General features: G+C 69.6%; 7 protein-coding genes. 5 read left to right on the top strand and 2 right to left on the bottom strand.

Annotation, left to right across the window (positions count from 1 at the left end; translation table 11 throughout):
* Positions 1-65 precede the first annotated feature (65 nt).
* A complete protein-coding gene (locus A3ES_RS0101430; protein WP_020384985.1) occupies positions 66-1,805 on the bottom strand; it encodes an acyl-CoA dehydrogenase family protein in 1,740 nt (579 codons plus the stop codon).
* Complete coding sequence (locus A3ES_RS0101425) at positions 1,802-2,089, bottom strand: acyl carrier protein (RefSeq protein WP_020384984.1); 288 nt, start codon at positions 2,087-2,089, stop codon at positions 1,802-1,804. The genes A3ES_RS0101430 and A3ES_RS0101425 overlap by 4 nt, the downstream gene beginning before the upstream one ends.
* A 228-nt stretch (positions 2,090-2,317) precedes the next feature.
* Here A3ES_RS0101425 and sbnA point away from each other — a divergent pair, with 228 nt between their 5' ends.
* From sbnA to A3ES_RS45830, 5 genes are read left to right on the top strand one after another with little or no spacing between them, the layout of a single operon-like run.
* Positions 2,318-3,322 (top strand): 2,3-diaminopropionate biosynthesis protein SbnA, encoded by a 1,005-nt coding sequence (gene sbnA / locus A3ES_RS0101420; RefSeq protein ID WP_040453804.1) that lies wholly within the window; start codon positions 2,318-2,320, stop codon positions 3,320-3,322.
* The gene (gene sbnB, locus A3ES_RS0101415; RefSeq protein ID WP_020384982.1) at positions 3,319-4,305 is read left to right on the top strand and encodes a 2,3-diaminopropionate biosynthesis protein SbnB; all 987 of its coding nucleotides are present in this window, start codon (positions 3,319-3,321) and stop codon (positions 4,303-4,305) included. The genes sbnA and sbnB overlap by 4 nt, the downstream gene beginning before the upstream one ends.
* A gap of 28 nt (positions 4,306-4,333) precedes the next feature.
* Positions 4,334-4,534, top strand: a complete 201-nt coding sequence (locus A3ES_RS0101410) for an MbtH family protein (protein WP_020384981.1) — start codon at positions 4,334-4,336, stop codon at positions 4,532-4,534.
* Positions 4,535-4,587: 53 nt separating this feature from the next.
* Complete coding sequence (locus A3ES_RS0101405) at positions 4,588-9,480, top strand: non-ribosomal peptide synthetase (RefSeq protein WP_020384980.1); 4,893 nt, start codon at positions 4,588-4,590, stop codon at positions 9,478-9,480.
* Entirely contained in the window at positions 9,480-18,527 is a 9,048-nt protein-coding gene (locus A3ES_RS45830; protein WP_020384979.1) for a non-ribosomal peptide synthetase, read from the top strand. Before A3ES_RS0101405 ends, A3ES_RS45830 begins: the two co-directional genes overlap by 1 nt.
* The last annotated feature ends 10 nt before the right edge of the window (positions 18,528-18,537 follow it).

Genomic DNA, 18,537 nt, shown 5'->3' with positions numbered 1-18,537 from the left:
ACGTTGTTCAAGGTCGCCGCTTGGGGTCCGAGCCCATCAGTGGTGGGCTCGCCCTGCGCCTTGAGTCAGGGCTTGAGGTTTCGGCCGAGTTGTAGGGGGACCAGGGAGAACAGTTGCTCTTCCTCCCAGCACCGCAGCATCTCGGCTTCCACGACGGCCAGGCTGTCGGCGTCGAGCTGCTGGTCCGGCCGCAGTCTGGTGAGGATGCGCTGCAGCGCGAGCACCACCCACTCCGGCCGTGCCACGAAGCCGCCGTGGGCCTTGTTGGCGTTCCAGGTGTGCAAGCAGGTTGCCGCCGCGTGCACGAGGCAGTGCTGCCGGGCCAGCGTGAACCCGCGCGAGCTCGCATGCAGGTCGTTGCCCTGCTTGATGAGCTCCCGTACGCCGTCCCGCAACCGGTCCTGTACTTCGAGGATCTGCTCGGCGGTGGTTCGCAGCGTTCCGGTGGGCAGGGCCGCGACGACGGCCGGCAGGCTCTGCGTGATGTCGTCGATCCCGCCGTTGGTCAGCCTGAACCGGTCGAACCGAAGGTCCCACGCCGGAGGTTCCCAGGAGTGGTCGTGCAGGGTGGTGAGCAACGATTCGTCGTACGAGCGGTCGCCGAGCAACGACGGGAGCTGGGTCGCCACCACATGCTGGTGAACGTGGCTGGTGCCCTCGAAGATGCTGACGATCCGGTTGTCCCGGAGCACCTTCTGGAAGATGCCGTCGTTCACGCCCTCGCGCAGGAAGTGCCGTGCGGCCAGCACCGAACCGAGGCTGTTCAGCACCTCGTCGATCAGGCCGGGCACCAGGTACTTCGTCACCGACGACCAGAGGCTCAGTCGCTCCGGCATCGCCGCGATCGCGCGCGCCGTCGGGGCCGAAGCGCACTCGGCGATCAGCAGGTCGACGTACGCCGCCAGCACCTGCTCGCGGATCACCTGGATCTCGTGCACGGACCGGCCGTACAGGCGGCGGTTGCGGATGTGGTCGAGCGTGGTGCGCAGACCGGTGTCGGCGACGCCGAGGGACATCGCCGTGACCAGGGTACGGCTGACCTGGAGGGTCTTGATCGCCTCTTCCATCCCGCGTCCCTTGCCGCCGACCAGGGCGGAGTCCGGCAGCGGGCACGCGTCGAAGCTGAGACCCGACACGTCCGCACCGCGCAGGCCGAGCGTCCGCACCTTCGGTGTAGTTGCCCAGCGCAACGGATCGAGCCGTTCCTTGTCCACCAGGAAGGCCGAGAACGCCCGCGGTCCGGAGCTCCCGGTGCGGGCGAAGACGGTGGCGAAGGCGCTCCGGATGCCGTTGCCGATCGGCCACTTGGTGCCAGTCAGCAAGTACTGCGAACCGTCCTGTCCGGCCGCGACGTCTCCGGCGACGACATCGCAGCCGTGGTCTTCCTCGGACAGCCCGAACGCCCCGGCGGAGCCGCCCAGAATCAGCTCGGCCACCCGCCGGCGCTGCTCGTCGCTGCCCCAGCCCCAGACCGGCATCGCACCGAGGAAGGTCGCGCCGGAGCTGAGCGCCGGCGTCATGTCCCGGCGGGCCAGGCTGCGGATCAGGGCGAACATCCGCTCCATGTCATGGAACCGGCCACCTTCGGCGGGCGGCACGTAGTGGTGCGGATAACCCCACTCCGCCAGCGCATCGAACGCCGGCCCCGACAGTTCCTCGGCCTCGTCGTACTCCAGTTGGGTCGCGAACGAGATCCGCGAACCGCGCAGCCGCGGGTCGCCGAGGAAGCGCTCGAAGTCCTCCGTGGTGCTGTGGACCGAGCTCCGCCCCTGCTGCGGTTCGGTCAGCAGTCCGGCGGCGTTCACGCCGGGGTTTCGGTCGCGAGCTGCTCGGAGATGAGCGCGATCGTCGGATAGGACCAGGCCAGGTGGTCCGGCACGTGCGTGCCCAGCCACTCTTCCAGCTCGGCCACCAGTTCCATCGCGTGCACCGAGTCGACGCCGATCGAGGCGAGCGGGGCGGTCGGGTCGACCTCTTCCGGCGTGACTCCGATCATCCGGGATACCCGGCCACGAAGGAACTCGGTGAGCTCGGCGCTGGTGATGGCCCGGCCGGCGGCGGTGCTGTCTCCTACCTGTGACACGTCCATGCTCTTCTCACGGCTCCTTCATCCACGCACCGCGACCGGTGCACCTCGGCTGTCAGTCAACTGCCGGTGCGAGCCACCGACCCGGGCCACGATCCAGAGCCCACCTATATTCCGCCGATAACCCGCCCCGGCCGATGGGTGGCGGGCGGGGCTGTATAGGGCCGGTATGGCGATGGGGGCGAGGGTCGGGGTGGCTCATCGGCGAACGAAGGCTGGGTGGTGGCGGAGATGGCGCGACAAGTGCTCCCGAGCATTCTCGAGAGCATCGGTGACACTCCTCTGGTCCAGCTGGGGAAGTTGTTCGCCGGTTTCGACTCGCGGGTCTTCGCGAAGCTGGAGCGGTTCAACCCCAGCGGCAGCATCAAGGACAGGACCGCGGCCGGCATGGTGCAGGCGGCGCTGGTCTCCGGCGAGCTGGTGCCGGGCCGGTCGGTGGTGGTCGAGTCGAGCTCGGGCAACCTCGCGATCGGGCTGGCGCAGATCTGCCGGTACTACGGTCTGCGCTTCATCTGTGTGGTGGACGCGAACACGACCGAGCGGAATCTCGCCATCCTCGACGCGTTCAAAGTCGAGCTCGAGGTGGTGACCGAACCCGATGCCACCGGCGGCCTGCTGGCGGCCCGGCAGCGCCGGGTCCGGGAACTGGCCGCCACGATTCCCGAGGCGTACTGGCCGAACCAGTACGCCAACCCGATGAACCCCCGCGCGCACCTGGAGACGATGCGCGAGATCGAGGAGGCCCTGCACGGCCGGGTCGACTACCTCTTCGCGTCGGTGAGCACGTTCGGCACCCTGCGGGGCTGCGTGGACCACGTCCGGCAGCAGGGGATGTCGACCAGGGTGGTTGGCGTCGACGCCGTCGGCAGCGTCATCTTCGGTGGCTCGCCCGCGCCACGGTTGCTGCCCGGGCACGGCGCGTCGGTACGGCCGGCGCTGGCCGACCTGTCGCTGGTCGACGAGGTCGTGCACGTCTCGGACCTGGAGGCAGTGGCGGCCTGCCGCCGGCTGCTGATGACCGAGGCGATTCTCGCCGGTGGCTCGTCGGGCGCGACGCTGGCGGCGCTGGAGAAGTTGTCCGCCGGGATCCCGGCCGGCTCGAACGTGGTGCTGATCTTCCCCGACGGAGGGGACCGCTATGTCGACACGGTGTACTCCGACGCCTGGGTCCGGCGCACTTTCGGTGATGTGTCCCATCTGTGGAAGGAACCTTTTGAAATGAGCATCCCAGTATGATCATCCTTGGTCACAAGGACGTCCAGCAGGTCCTGTCCGGCCAGGAGGCGGAGACCCTCGAGGTGGTCCGGTCGGCGTACCGGCTGCACGACGAGGGCCGGTCCGCCGTGCCGCACTCGGTCTTCCTCCGGTTCCCCGGTGACCACCGCAACCGCATCATCGGCCTGCCGGCCTTCGCGGGTGGCGACCGGCCGGTCGCGGGAATGAAGTGGATCGCCTCGTTCCCCGGCAACGTCGAGCGCGGGCTGGAGCGGGCAAGTGCCGCCATCTTGCTGAACTCACTGGACACCGGTCATCCCGAGGCGCTGATCGAGGGCTCGCAGATCTCCGCCCGGCGGACCGCGGCCAGTGCTGCCGTGGCGGCGCAGGAACTGGTTGCCGAACCGCCTGCCGGCGTTGCCCTGATCGGCGCCGGCGTGATCAACCTGGAGATCTTCCGCTTCCTGACCGTCGCACTGCCGAGCATCGAGCAGTTGACCGTCTTCGACACCGACCGGTCCCGGGCCGAGTCGTTCATCGCGAAGTGCCAGGAGATCAAACAGGTCTCGGCACAGCCGGCCGGCACGCTCGACGCTGCGCTGGCGGCGCAACCGCTGGTCAGCTTCGCCACGACGGCGATCGAGCCGCACACCGGCCTGTCGGCCTGCCGGCCCGGCACCGTGGTACTGCACATCTCGCTGCGGGACCTGTACGCCGACGCAATCGTTGCTGCCCGCAACGTTGTGGACGATGCCGACCATGTCTGCCGGGAAGGCACGTCACTGTTCCTGGCGGAGCAGCAGACGGGTGGTCGCGAGTTCATCGACGCGCCGATCGGTGCGTTGCTGCGCGGCACCGTGAAGCTCGAGCGGAGGCCGGACGAGCTCGTCGTCTACTCGCCGTTCGGGCTCGGTGTCCTGGACATGGCGCTCGCCGGCCACGTCCGGGTCGTGGCTGAGCAGCGCGGCCTGGGTGCCACCTTCGACGGCTTCGTCCCGTCCTGACAGCCGACCGCGACAAGTGGAGCAGAAGATGCCTGAAGCAACTGAAGAGCCGGGCTACCTGGTGGTCCGCAACAGTGAAGAGCAGTACTCGATCCTGGCGGCCGGCAAGCCCCTGCCGAAGGGCTGGCAGCCGGTCGGGTTCGAGGGCAGCCGGGCGATCTGCCTGGAGCACATCGACGCCGTCTGGACCGACCTGCGCCCGCTGAGCCTCCGCCGCTCGCTCACCTGACCCGATCCACCACCTCCGCCCGCCTGAACCGGAAACGCCAGGAGACCACTGCCATGACTGCCGAGCACTCCCTGATCCCTGCCCTCGTAGCCGAGCGGGCAGCTACGTCACCGGACGCGCTGGCCGTCGTCGACGGTGGCCGCCGGCTCACGTACGCCGAACTGGACGCCGACGCCGGTCGCCTGGCCCACCTGCTGCTCGAGGAAGGCGCGGGACCGGAGACGGTGATCGGTGTCGCGCTGGATCGCGGTCTCGACCTGGTGGTCAGCCTGCTCGCGATCTGGCGAACCGGTGCCGCCTTCGTCACCCTCGACCCTGCCTACCCACCGACCCGGCTGCAGTGGCTGATCGGTGATACCGGCGCGCACGTGGTGATCGCCGAGCGGTCTCTGTCCGGCCTGGTCGAGGCCGCAGGTGCCAAGGTCGTCGTACCGGCGCAGTTGCGAGCGGAGATCGCCGGCCGGCCCATCGCGCCGGTGACCGAGCCGCAGCCCGAGTCGCTCGCGTACGTGATGTACACCTCCGGCAGCACCGGTACGCCGAAGGGCGTCGCCGTGACCCATGCAGGGATCACCAATCGCGTCCGGTGGGCGGTGGATGCGCAGCGCCTGACCGAGCAGGACCGGGTGCTGCAGAAGACGCGGATCACCTTCGACGCGGTGGTCTGGGAGTTCTTCGGCCCACTGATCAGCGGCGGCACGGTGGTGCTGGCCCCGAAGGATTGCGAGAGCGACGCGAAGGCGTTGCTGGCAGCGGTCATCGAGCAGGGCATCACGGTGCTGCAAGTGGTGCCGTCCGTACTGCGTCTGCTGGTCGACGAACCCGGTTGGGACGCGAGCGGATCACTGCGGCTGGTGTCCTGCGCGGGTGAGCCGCTGCGTGCGGAGCTGGCGCAACGGCTGCTCAAGTGCACCGACGTCGAACTGTGGAACACCTATGGACCGACCGAATGCTCGATCGACGTGACCGCGTTCCGGTTCGACCCCGAGCAACTGACCGGCCCGGTGCCGATCGGCCGCCCGATCAAGGGCATGCGGGTGCTGGTCCTCGACCCGAACACCGGCTCGCCGGCTCCGATCGGTGCGACGGGTGAGCTGTACGCCGGTGGCGTAGGCGTGGCCCGCGGCTACCTGAACCGGCCTGGGCTGACCGCCGAGCGGTTCGTCCCGGACCCGTTCGGCAAGGACGGCTGGCGGCTGTACCGGACCGGCGACCTGGTGCGCTGGCGCGAGGACGGCAATCTGGAGTACGTCGGTCGCGCGGACGACCAGGTCAAGGTGAACGGCGTACGGCTGGAGCCCGGTGAGATCGAGGCGGCGCTGACCTCGCACCCGGACGTCCGGGCCGCCGTCGTCGCAGCCAGAACCCGCCCCGACGGTACGGCGCAGCTGGTCGGTTACGTGCAGGCCGCTGCCACCGAAGGTCTGCGCGACCATCTCCTGGACCGCCTGCCGGAAACGCACGTGCCCACGGTCTTCGTCACGGTCGACGAGTTCCCGCTCACCCCTCACGGCAAGGTGGACCGGCAGGCACTGCCCGACCCGTCCAGCCTGGTCGGCAAGGAGTACGTCGCCCCGCGCACCACGACCGAGCGGCTGGTCGCGGACATCTGGCAGCAGTTGCTCGGTGTCGAGAAGATCGGGGTCCACGACAGCTTCTTCGAGCTCGGCGGGACGTCGCTCACCTTGACCCGGCTGGCGAACCAGCTCCGGGCCACCGCGGGTCAGGAGATCCAGCTGCGCGGCCTGCTGCGGGCCACGACGGTCGAGGCACAGGCCGAACTGATCACCGGCGTGCTGGACGAGGGCACCGGCCTGTCGCCCGTCGATCGCGGTGGGAAGCTCCCGTTGTCGGCAGGGCAACGGCGGCTGTGGTTCATGGAGCAGCTGGACAAGAACAGCAGTGAGTGGGTCGCCCCGACGTTCCTTCGGTTGCCTCAAGCAACTGAATTGAGCGCGGTACGGCGTGCACTCGACGCGCTCGTCGCGCGCCACGAGACACTCCGCACCCGGTACCAGGTGGTCGACGGCGAGCCGGTCCAGGTGATCGATCCGGCAGCCGCGGTCGACGTACGGGTGGCCGACATCGAGGACGGCCAGCTGGCCGCAATACTGACCGAGCACCTCGGCGACGGCTTCGATCTGCAGAACGGCCCGGTACTACGGGCGTTGCTGACGCGGAGCAGTACCGAGCAGGTGCTGACGCTGGCCATCCACCACATCGCCACCGATGGCTGGTCCGCCGCCGTGATCGCCAAGGACCTCACCCGGCTGCTGGCCGGCGACGAACTGGATCCGCTGGAGGTTCAGTACGCCGACTACGCCGCCTGGCAGCAGCGAACCCTGAGCGAGGACTTCGTCCGCCAGGAACTCGACCACTGGCGCGCCACCCTGGACGGGATCGTGCCGCTCGAGCTGCCGACCGACAAGGCGCGGCCGGCGGTCCGCGATCCGCACGGCGCGATGGTGACCTTCACTGTTTCCGCCGAGCTCACCGCGAAGTTGGACCAGCTCGGGCGCCGGCACGGTTGTACGCCGTTCAGCACGTTGCTGGCCGCCTACGCCACAGTGCTGGCCCGGTTCACCGGCACCTGGGACGTCGCGATCGGCGCACCGGTAGCCGGCCGCGACCTCGGGCAGCTGGAGAACCTGGTCGGCTTCTTCCTCAACACAGTGGTACTGCGCTGCCGGCTGGACGAGGGCCTGACCTTCGACGACGCGCTGAAGCTGACCCGGTCGGTCTGCGCGGACGCGTTCGCCCACGCGGGACTGCCGTTCGACCGGCTGGTCGACGAGCTGGCGCCGGACCGCGACCTGTCCCGGACCCCGCTCTACCAGGCGGCCTTCGACTTCCATGGCGAGGGCTTCTCCGGCTCCGAAGGCACTCAGCAGGACCTTGCGGCCATCCAGGCCGCGCTCCAGGTCGCCAAGACCGACCTCACCCTGAACCTGCGCCGGCTCGCCGACGGATCGTTGCTGGGGGCAATGGAGTACGCGACCACACTGTTCGGCCACGCAACGGTCGAGCGCCTCACGGCCGCGTTCGTCCGCCTGCTCGGCACGCTGGCGGCAGAGCCGTCGACGACGCTCGGCATCGCCGGCCTGCTCAGCACGGAAGACCGGCAGCAGCTGATCGAAGGCTGGAACCAGACGGCTGTCGAGGTGCCCGCCAAGACGGTCCTGGAGCGGTTCGAGCAGCAGGCCGAGGCGACGCCGGATGCCGTCGCGGTGAACTCGGATGCCGGGACCTTGTCGTACCGGGAGCTGGACGCGAACGCGAACAGGCTCGCCAATCATCTGCGCGCCAACGAGGTGGCGAAGGGCGACGTGGTCGTCGTCCTGCTGGACCGCGGTCCGTGGTTGCCGACGGCGATGCTGGCCGCGTGGAAGGCCGGAGCCGCCTATCTGCCGGTCGATCCAGACACGCCGGCCGAGCGGATCGCGCTGCTGCACAAGGATGCGAACGCGAAGGCCATCATCAGTCGAACCGGCCTCACCACCGCACGGGACGCCGTGCTGGTCGACGAGCACGCGGACCTGATCGCTGCTCGTCCGGTCGAGTCACCTGCAGTCGCGCCGGACCTCGATGCGCTGGCTTACGTCATCTACACCTCCGGCAGCACGGGACAGCCGAAGGGCGTGGCGGTGCCGCATCGCGGCCTGGTGAACCATCTCGATTGGGCAGCCCGCGAGCTTGCCGGAGCGGGGACCGGGGGCGCGCCGGTGCTCTCGTCGGTCGCCTTCGACCTCGGCGTACCGAACCTGTGGGCGCCGCTGCTGACCGGCCAGACCGTGCACCTGATGCCCGCGGACCTGGACCTGGCTGACCTCGGCAAGGCGTTGGCTGCACAGGCGCCGTACAGCTTCGTGAAGCTGACGCCGTCACACCTGGAGATCCTGGCCACTCAGCTGACCGCTGACCAGGCGCGGGACCTGGCTGGGGTGCTGGTGGTCGCGGGTGAGCCATTCACTCGCCGGGTGTTGGAGGCGTGGCGCGAGCTGGCGCCGGAGAGCCGGATCGTCAACGAGTACGGCCCGACTGAGGCTTCCGTCGGCACCTCGATCTATCCGGTGCCGGCTGACGAGCAGTCCGACGTACTGCCGATCGGTCTGCCGTTGCCGAACCTGACGATGTACGTGCTCGATCCTCAGCGTGAGCCGGTCCCGGTCGGCGTGGTGGGCGAGCTGTACGTCGGCGGTACCGGCGTGGCTCGCGGCTATGTCAACCGGCCGGAGCTGACCGCCGAGCGTTTCGTCCCCAACCCGTTCGGCACCGGCCGGCTCTACCGGACCGGAGACCTCGTCCGGCGCCGCGCCGACGGCATCGTCGAGTTCATCGGCCGGGTCGACCACCAGGTGAAGATCCACGGCTACCGGATCGAACCAGAGGAGATCCAGGTCGTGCTGGCCGGTCACTCGGGTGTCACCGATGTCGTGGTGGTTGCCCGGGAGGACCGGCCCGGCGCCCTGCGGCTCGTGGCGTACTACGTAGGCGGGGCAACCGAGTCCGACCTCACCGAGCACGCGGCGCGGCAGCTCCCCGGCTACCTGGTGCCGGCTGCTTTCGTCCCCTTGGACCGGCTCCCGCTGAACCCCAACGGGAAGCTCGATCGGTCCGCGCTGCCGGCACCGGAGGGCGCCGGTACCGCGGAGCCGGTCGCACCGGCCACTGTGGTCGAGGAGCGGATCGCCGAGATCTGGACCGAGCTGCTCGGCCAGGACGTCGGCACCGAGGCGAACTTCTTCCGCAGCGGCGGCAACTCGATCCTGGCGATCCGGCTGATCGCGCGGCTGCAGAACGCCTTCGAGATCGACCTGCCGGTGCGGGCCGTCTTCGAGGCCCCGACGGTCGCCGGACTGGCGGCCGCGGTCGAGGCGCACATCCGCGCGGAGATCGACGCACTGTCCGACGGCGAGATCCTCGCCGCCACCGCTGAGGAGAACTAGTGTCCACCACTGACGCCCGGGAAGAACTGCTGCGCCGCAGGCTGGCGGGGGCGCTGGGAGGCCGGCGATCGGCGATCGCCCCCGCGGACCGGAGCAAGCCGCTGCCGCTGTCTTTCGGCCAGCAGCAGATGTGGTTCCTGAACCGGCTGGACACCGGCAGCTCGGAGTACCTGCTGCCCGCCGCGCTGCGGATGCGCGGTCGGCTCGACCTCGACGCGCTGCGCCGGTCGTGGGCTGAGCTGCTGGCGCGGCACGAGATCCTCCGCACCCGGTACGAACTCCGCGACGGCGAGCCGGTCCAGATCGTCGACCCTACGATCGATCAGGGGCGGGGCAACGACCTGCGGGTCATCGAGCTCGGCGACGGACCGTCTCCCGAGGCAGCGCTCGCGGAGGTTCTGCGTGAGCAGACGAGCACTGGCTTCGACCTGGAACACGAGTGGCCCGCCCGGGCGACGCTGGTTCGCGTGGCGGCCGACGATCAACTGCTGATCGTTGTACTGCACCACATCGCAGGTGACGCGTGGTCGACCGAGTTGCTGTCAGCGGAGCTGAGCGAGCTGTACGGCGCGCACTCGGCCGGAGTGACCCCGTCGCTGGAAGAACTACCCCTACAGTACGCCGACTTCGCCGCCTGGCAGCGCGGTCAGGATCTCGCGGGAGAGCTGGACTGGTGGCGGGAGCAGTTGGCGGGAGTCCGCCCTGTCGAGCTGCCGACGGATCGGCCCCGGTCGGCCGTTCGGAGCAACTCCGGCGCGGATCTGCCCTTCGTGTTGCCGGACGGTCTCGCGGACCAGGTACGGGCCCTGGCCGGGAAGTTCGACACGACGCCGTTCGTGGTGATGCTGACGGCGTACCAGCTGATGCTGACGAGGTACACCGGTGAACAGGACGTTGCCGTGGGCACCGTTGTCTCCGGCCGGACCCGGCCCGAGCTGCAGCGACTGATCGGCTACGGCATCAACAGCCTGGTGATCCGCACCCGCTGGACCGGCGACCCCACGTTTGCCGATCTGGTCCGCCAGACCCATGCCCGAGTCCTGGACGCCCACGATCACCAGACTGTGCCGTTCGCCAAGCTGGTGGACGAGTTGCAGCCGGAGCGGGACATGTCGCGCTCGCCGTTGTTCCAGGTGGCGTTCGTCGTGCGGCAGGCGCAGCCCGACGCGTTCGCGCTGGGTGAGCTGGTGGCCGAGCCGGTGCCGACCGGCTTCACCGTGGCCAAGTTCGATCTGAACCTGAAGCTCACCGAGACGCTGGACGGCGCCCTGGACGGCGTACTGACTTACGCGACCGCGCTCTTCGACGAGTCCACCGCGCGCCGCCTGTCCGGGCACTTCGTCCGGCTGCTGGCCGAGGGCGTCGCCGAACCCGACCGGCCGCAGTCGGCCCTGGAGATGTTCGGCCCGGCCGAGCTCATCGAGCTCACCGACGTCTTCGCCACCGGTGGCGAGCTGGAGCTGACCCCGCCGGTGCACGAGCAGGTCGCCCGCCGGGCCCCGAACGCGGTCGCGATCGTGGACGGCACGACCCGGCTGACGTACGGCGAACTGAACGCGCGGGCCAACCGGCTGGCCAGATTCCTGGTGGACGAGGGCGTCCGGCCGGAGTCCCGGGTGGCCGTCGCGATTCCCCGCTCGGCCGACCTGGTAGTCGCCGTTCTGGCCGTATTGAAGGCCGGCGCGGCGTACGTGCCGATCGATCCGGAGTACCCGGCCGAACGCAACGCCTACATTCTCGAGGACTCCGACCCGGAGCTGATCCTGGTCTCGGGCTCGGCGACTCAGGGGCTCCCGGCAACGACCGCACCTGCCGTCGCGGTGGACTACCCGGCCAGGTTCGCGAGCTACCCGGACACCGAGCTGGGGATCACGGCCGGTCCCGGCAACCCGGCGTACCTGATCTACACCTCGGGGTCGACGGGCCAGCCGAAGGGCGTCGTGGTCGAGCACCGGCAGCTGTCCGGGTACCTGGCCTGGTGCGCCGGCGAGTACGACGGGCTGGCCGGCTCGTCGCTGCTGCACTCCTCCGTGTCGTTCGACCTGACGGTCAACGCGCTGTGGGGGCCGTTGGTCCTCGGCGGTCACGTGGTGATCGGCGCGCTGGACGGTAGCCAGGCTGCGCCGGAGGTGGCGCCGACGTTCGTCAAGGTGACCCCGAGCCATCTGCCCTTCCTGGTCGAGCTGCCGGACGAGTTCTCGCCGACCGGCGTACTGATGACCGGCGGTGAGGCGCTGACCGGCGAGTCGGTCGATGCGTGGCGGGCCAGGCACCCGGGCGTCACCGTGATCAACGAGTACGGTCCGACCGAGACCACGGTCGGCTGCACGGCGCTGCGGATCGAGCCGGACGACGCACTGCCGTCGGGCGGTCTGCCGATCGGCAAGCCGATGCCGAACTCCAGCATCTTCGTACTGGACGCGTTCCTGCGTCCCACGCCCGTCGGTGTGGTCGGCGAACTGTACGTCGCCGGCGACTGCGTCACCCGCGGCTACCTGAACCGGCCGGACCTGACCGCCGCGAAGTACGTCGCCTGCCCGTGGCTGCCGGGGGAGCGGATGTACCGCACCGGCGACCTGGCCGCCTGGGACGTGGACGGCACGCTGACCTGCCCGAGCCGGGTGGACAACCAGGTGAAGATCCACGGGTACCGGATCGAGCTCGGCGAGATCGAGAGCACGCTGCTGCGCCACCCCGCGGTCAGCCAGGCGATCGTCGTCGCGCGCGACACCGCCAACGGCGACAAGCGGCTGGTCGCGTACGTCGTCACGGCTGGTGAACTCGACCAGGCCGGATTGCGTGCCCAGCTGCAGGAGTGGCTGCCGGAGTACATGGTGCCGTCGGCGATCGTCGGCCTGGACGCGATTCCGCTGACCGAGAACGGCAAGACAGACCTGCGGGCACTGCCCGAACCAGGGATCGCGGTCGTGGCTGCCGACCGAACCGTGACGGCACGGACCACCACCGAGGAGCAGTTGGCCGCGGTCTGGGCGAAGGTGCTGGGGCGGACCGAGATCGACGTCCACACGAGCTTCTTCGAGCTCGGCGGCGACTCGCTGAGCGCGGTCGCCGTGGTCGGCGCGCTGCGCGAGACCGGTGTGGACGTGGCGGTGTGGGACGTCTTCGAGTACCGGACCGTGGCCGCGCTGGCCGAGAAGCTGACCGGCCGTGAGGTGCGCGAGGAGACCTTCGTCGCGCCGTTCGCGCTGATCTCCGCCGAGGATCGCGGCGCGCTGCCGGCCGGTGTCACCGACGCGTACCCGTTGTCGCAGGCGCAGACCGGCATGGTGGCCGAGATGCTGGCCGGCGCCGAGGAGGCGCACTACCACAACACGACCTCGCACCGGATCCTCGACGACGAGCCGTTCGAGCTGGCTGCCCTGCAGGCCGCCGCCGCTCTGCTGGTCGAGCGGCACGAGAACTTGCGCACCTCGATCGACCTGGGCGAGTACTCGCGTCCCCTGCAGCTGGTCCACTCGTCGGCTGCGATGCCGGTTGGGGTCACCCAGCTTGGTGATGCCGACGTCGACGAAGCGCTGCGTGCCTATCGTGCGGCCGAGCGGTCACGGCCGTTCGACCTGTCGGCACCCGCACTGCTGCGCTTCCACGTGCACACGACCGACCAGACCGACTCGTGGTGGCTCACCAGCACCGAGTGCCACGCCGTGTCGGAGGGCTGGAGCTACCACTCGTTGCTGATGGAGCTGGTCACGACCTACCGCGCGATCCGGACGGGCCAGCAGCCGGAGGCGTACGTCGTACCGAAGGTCCGGTACGCCGACTTCATCGCGGGCGAACTGGAATCGCTGGCCTCGGCCGAAGACAAGGCGTACTGGCTGGACATCGCGACCGGTTACCCGGCTGGCGAGCTGCCGGCCGGCTGGGGTGAGGACGGCGAACCGCACGCCCTGTACGCCGGTGCGCGGGCGATCGACCTCGAGGATGGCCTGCGGGCGCTCGCTGCCGCGGCCGACGCGTCGCTCAAGTCCGTGATGCTGGCGGCACACGTCAAGGTGATGAGCCTGCTGAGCGCGGAGACAGCCTTCACCACCGGTCTCGTCTGCGACGCCCGGCCCGAGGCAGCCGGGGCCGACAAGGTGCATGGCATGTACCTGAACACGCTGCCGTTCGCGGTCGAGAGGGGTGCGCGGACGTGGCGGGAGCTGGTCGAGCAGACCTTCGCCCGCGAGCTGGAGCTGTGGCCTCACCGGCGCTACCCGATGCCGCAGATCCAGCGGGACGCGGGGCGCCGGCTGATCAACGTCTTCTTCAACTACCAGGACTTCCGGCAGCTCGACGACGACCTGATCGACCCGTACGCCGGTGAGACCTACGAGTCGCTCGACGACCTGCCGGTGGTGGCGTCACGTCGTACCAGCCTGCAGAACGAGAGCATTACCGAAGTACCGCTGACCGTGTCGTCCCGGGGCGGCTACATGATCCTGACGGCCGATTCGCGGGTGATCGGCAAGGACAACGCTGAGCGGCTGGCCGGGATGTACCGGTCGGTGCTGGAGGCGATGGCGTCCGACCCCGAGGGCGACGCCCGGCTTTCGCACCTGCCGGCCGGCGAGGTGGACCAGGTACTGCGGCAGTTCGCCGACGGGCCGGTGCGTGCCGGCCTGCCTGCACTGCTGCCGGACCTGATCGCCGAGTCGGTGGCCAGGACGCCCGGGCAGACCGCAGTACTTGCCGAAGGCATCGAGTTGACCTATGCCGAACTGGACCAGCGGGCGAACCGCCTGGCCAGGCTGCTGATCGCGAAGGGCGTCGGCCCCGAGTCGCGGGTCGCCGTCGCGCTGCCGCGATCCGTCGAGCTGATCGTCGCGCTGCTCGCGGTGGTGAAGGCGGGCGGAGCCTATGTGCCGATCGATCCGGAGAACCCGGTCGATCGAGTCGGCTTCGTCCTCACCGACTCGGATCCGGTCCTGCTGCTGACGGCCGCCGACCTGCTGGACCACCTACCGGTGGGGGAGGTGCCCCTGCTCGTCCTGGACGACGAGACGGCGGCTGACCAGGCTGGTGGACCGGTGACCGACGCGGACCGCTCCGTGCCGCTGCGCCGGGAGAACGCGATCTACACCATCTACACCTCGGGCTCGACCGGCCGGCCGAAGGGCGCGGTACTGGAGCACCGCCAGGTGGCCAACTACCTGGCTTGGTGTGCGGAGAACTGTGAAGGGCTGGCCACGTCCTCGTTGCTGCACTCGTCGGCGTCGTTCGACCTGACGGTGAACGCGCTCTGGGGTCCGCTGACCCTTGGCGGCACGGTCATCCTGGGCGCCCTGGACGGCACCGAGGAAGCGCCCCTGACCAAGCCTGCCTTCGTCAAGGTGACGCCCAGCCACCTCACTCTGCTGACAGAGCTGGCGCCTGAATGGTCGCCGTCGCTTCAACTGATGACGGGTGGAGAGCCGTTGCTGGGCGAGGTGGCGCAGGCCTGGCGGTCGGCCCACCCCGATGTTGCCCTGATCAACGAGTACGGTCCGACCGAGACCACCGTCGCGGTCACCGCACTCAGCTACCAGCCCGGCGATGCGCTGCCGGACGGTCCGGTCACGATCGGCCGTCCGGTGACGAACCTGCGAATCTACGTGCTGGACGGCAACCTGCAGCCGGCACCGGTCGGCATCATCGGCGAGTTGTACGTCGCCGGGCCGCAGGTCGCCCGCGGCTACCACAACCGGCCGGACCTGTCGGCGGCCGCTTTCGTCGCCTGCCCGTGGGGACCACCCGGCGAGCGCATGTACCGCACTGGTGACCTGGCCGCCTGGAACCCCGACGGCACGCTGACCTGCCCGGGCCGGGCCGACGACCAGGTGAAGATCCACGGTTACCGGATCGAACTCGGCGAGGTGGAGACCACCATCCTGCGGCATCAGGCCGTCGGGCACGCCACCGTGATCGCCAGGGAGGACCGCCCTGGCGACAAGAAGCTGGTCGCGTACGTCGTCCCGTCCGAGCCGGTGAAACTGGACGAGCTCCGCGACGCGGTGGCCGGGTGGCTGCCGGAGTACATGGTCCCCTCGGCCTTCGTCGAGCTGGCCGCACTGCCCCTGACCGCCAGCGGCAAGCTCAATCGCGCGGCACTGCCGGCCCCGGAGTACACAGCTGTCCAGACCGAGTACGTCGTCCCGCGGACCGCTGTGGAGCAGCAGATCGCAGCGGTCTGGCGCAGGGCGCTGGCGGTCGACCGAGTTGGCGCCTTCGACAGCTTCTTCGACCTCGGCGGTGACTCGATCAGCGCCGTCTCGGTGGTCGGCGGGCTGCGCCGGGCCGGACTCGACGCGGGCGTGAAAGACGTTTTCGAGCTGCGCACGGTGGCCGCACTGGCCGAGAGGCTGACCGGCCGTCCGGTCGCCGCCGCGGTGACTTCGGTGCAGCCGTTCGCTCTGATCGGCTCCGACGACCGGGCCTTGCTGCCGGCCGGCGTGTCCGACGCGTACCCGTTGTCAGAAGCGCAGACCGGGATGATGGTCGAACTGCTCTCGACCGAGGTTCCGCGGAGCTATCACAACGTCGTCTCGACTCGCCTGACGGACCAGAAGCCCTTGTCCGTCGAGGCTCTCCGGCAGGCGCTCGCCTTGCTGATCGAGCGGCACGAAGTACTGCGGACCGGTGTGGACCTGGAGACGTACTCGGTCCCGATGCAGGTGGTTCATGCTTCGGCGGAGGTGCCGCTGACAGTGGTCGACCTGTCCGGCTTGCCGCCGGAGATCCAGCGGCAGGCCCTGGCGGGCTTCCAGTCCGAGGAGCAGGCAACTCACTTCGATCACCGGACGCCGCCGCTGCTGCGCTTCGCCGTGCACAAGCTCGACGATCACAGCTGGCAGGCCACTGTCACGCAGAACCATGTGATCCTCGAGGGTTGGAGCCATCACGCCTTGGTGATGGAACTGCTCGACTACTACGGCCGGTTCCGTGACGACCTGCCGCAGCAGCCGTGGGAGCAGCCGCCGGTACGCTTCGCCGACGCGATCGCCGGTGAACTCGCGGCGCTGGAATCCGCCGAGGACCGGGCGTACTGGGCGGACGTCGCCGCGCTGCCGAAGTTCACCATCCCGGCGGGCTGGAGTGGCGATGGCGCGGCCGAGCGGACGCAGTACCGGGTGGAGGTGCCGTACGCCGACCTGGAGCCCAGGCTGCGGGAAGTCGCCACCTTGGCGCAGGCCTCGCTGAAGAGCGTGTTGTTCGCCGCGCATCTGGCCGTCCTGAGCTCGCTGACCGAGCACCAGGAGTTCCACAGCGGGCTGACCAGCCACATCCGTCCGGCCGTCGAAGGCGCGGAGCGGGTGTACGGCATGCACCTGAACTTGCTGCCGGTACCGATGCGGCGGGCGCCTGGCAGCTGGCGCGAGCTGGTCACGCGGACTTTCGCCGCCGAGGGGGACCTGTGGCCGCACCGGTTCTTTCCGATGCCGGTGATTCAGCGCGAGCTGAGCCAGGAACGGCGCCTGCTGGACGTGTTCTTCAGCTTCCAGGACTACAGCTCCTTGACCGCTCGCGGCGACGGGTCCGGGATGGAGGGCCTGGACGACAGCGTGGCCAGCGGAACCACGGAGTTCCCGCTGTCGGTGGCGACCGGTCCTGGGTACCTGGTCGTGCGGTCCAACACCCGCGCGCTCGACCGTACGGCGGCCGACCGGCTGGCGTCGATGTACCGCACGGCACTCGAGGCGATCGTGGCGAGTCCGGACGCCCGGTGGGACACCTGCGAACTGCTGCCCGCGGACGAACGCCCCGGCTTGACCCAGACACCGGCCGAGGCGATCGACCGGGCGTTCGAACCACCGCGGACCGACACCGAGCGCATTCTCGCCAAGATCTGGGCGAAGCTGCTCGATCTGCCGCGGGTCGGCCGGCAGGACCGGTTCTTCGAGCTCGGCGGCTACTCCATGCTGCTGGTGAAGACGGTGTCGAAGGCCAAGGCGAAGGGCCTGCCGCTGTCGCTGTTCATGTACTACGACAGCGACCGGCTCGACCATCTCGCGCTCGCGGTGGACGCCGCCCTCGCCGCGGAGCGCGGCGACGTAGCGGTGGGCTGGTACGGGCCAGGTGCCGACATGTTGCCTGAGGCAATGAATGAGCTCGGCGTGCCGGGTGCGGTGGTCGCACTGCTGGATAACGGCGAGCTGACCGAGATCCGTGCTTTCGGCACCTTGTCCGGCGACAGCGCCGAGCCGGTGACGGCCGACACTCTGTTCACGGTCGCGTCGGTGAGCAAGCTGGTCACCGCGGTCGGCGCGCTGAAACTGGTCGACGACGGGCAGCTCGAGCTGGACGAGGACATCCACCGGTACCTGACCAGCTGGGAAGTCCCCGGCCGGCCGAGGGTGACGCTTCGGCAGTTGCTGGGGCACCGCTCCGGCTTCACCGTCTCACCCGGAGGTGGGGTCGCTCCAGGGCAGCCGGTGCCCACGCTCCTCGACCTGCTGCACGGGCGGGGAGCCGCCACGAACGAACCGATCCGCTGCGAACGACCGCCGGGCGAGGCCTTCGTCAAGGCAGGGGCCAACTTCGTCGTGCTGCAACAGGTGATCGAGGACGTCACTGGCAAACCGTTCGCCACCGCGGCGCGACGGCTCGTGCTCGACCCGTTGGGGATGACGGGTTCCAGCTACGATCCCGCCTTCCCGTTCACCGCGAGCCAACCCGTTGCCCTCGGCCACCTTGCCGACGGCTCCCTCGACGGCGGCTGGCGGGTTCGGGCCGATGCGGCGTCCGGCGGGCTTTGGACCACCGCCGGGGATCTCGCCACGCTCACGCTGGAGATCCGGCGCTCGTACCTCGGCCGACCGCGGGCGCTGCTGTCGCAGGCCGTCGCGCGGCAGATGCTGACACCATCCGGTGACGGCTCCTTCGGCCTCGGCGCGACCGCCGAGCAGAACGGGGACGACGTCCAGTTCGGCCACGGCGGCGAGCCGCGCGGCTACTACGCCGGCACCATCTGCCGGGTCACATCCGGACACGGCTTCGTCCTGCTGGCGAACGCCACCGCAGGCAAGAACCTCGCCCAGGGGCTGGCCGGCCGCCTGGCTTCCGCTTAGGTAGGAGACC

Source organism: Kribbella catacumbae DSM 19601, from assembly GCF_000372465.1.
Taxonomy (GTDB): domain Bacteria; phylum Actinomycetota; class Actinomycetes; order Propionibacteriales; family Kribbellaceae; genus Kribbella; species Kribbella catacumbae.
The sequence above is the reverse complement of the archived record's forward strand: the minus strand, read 5'-3'. Positions and strand labels throughout refer to the sequence as shown.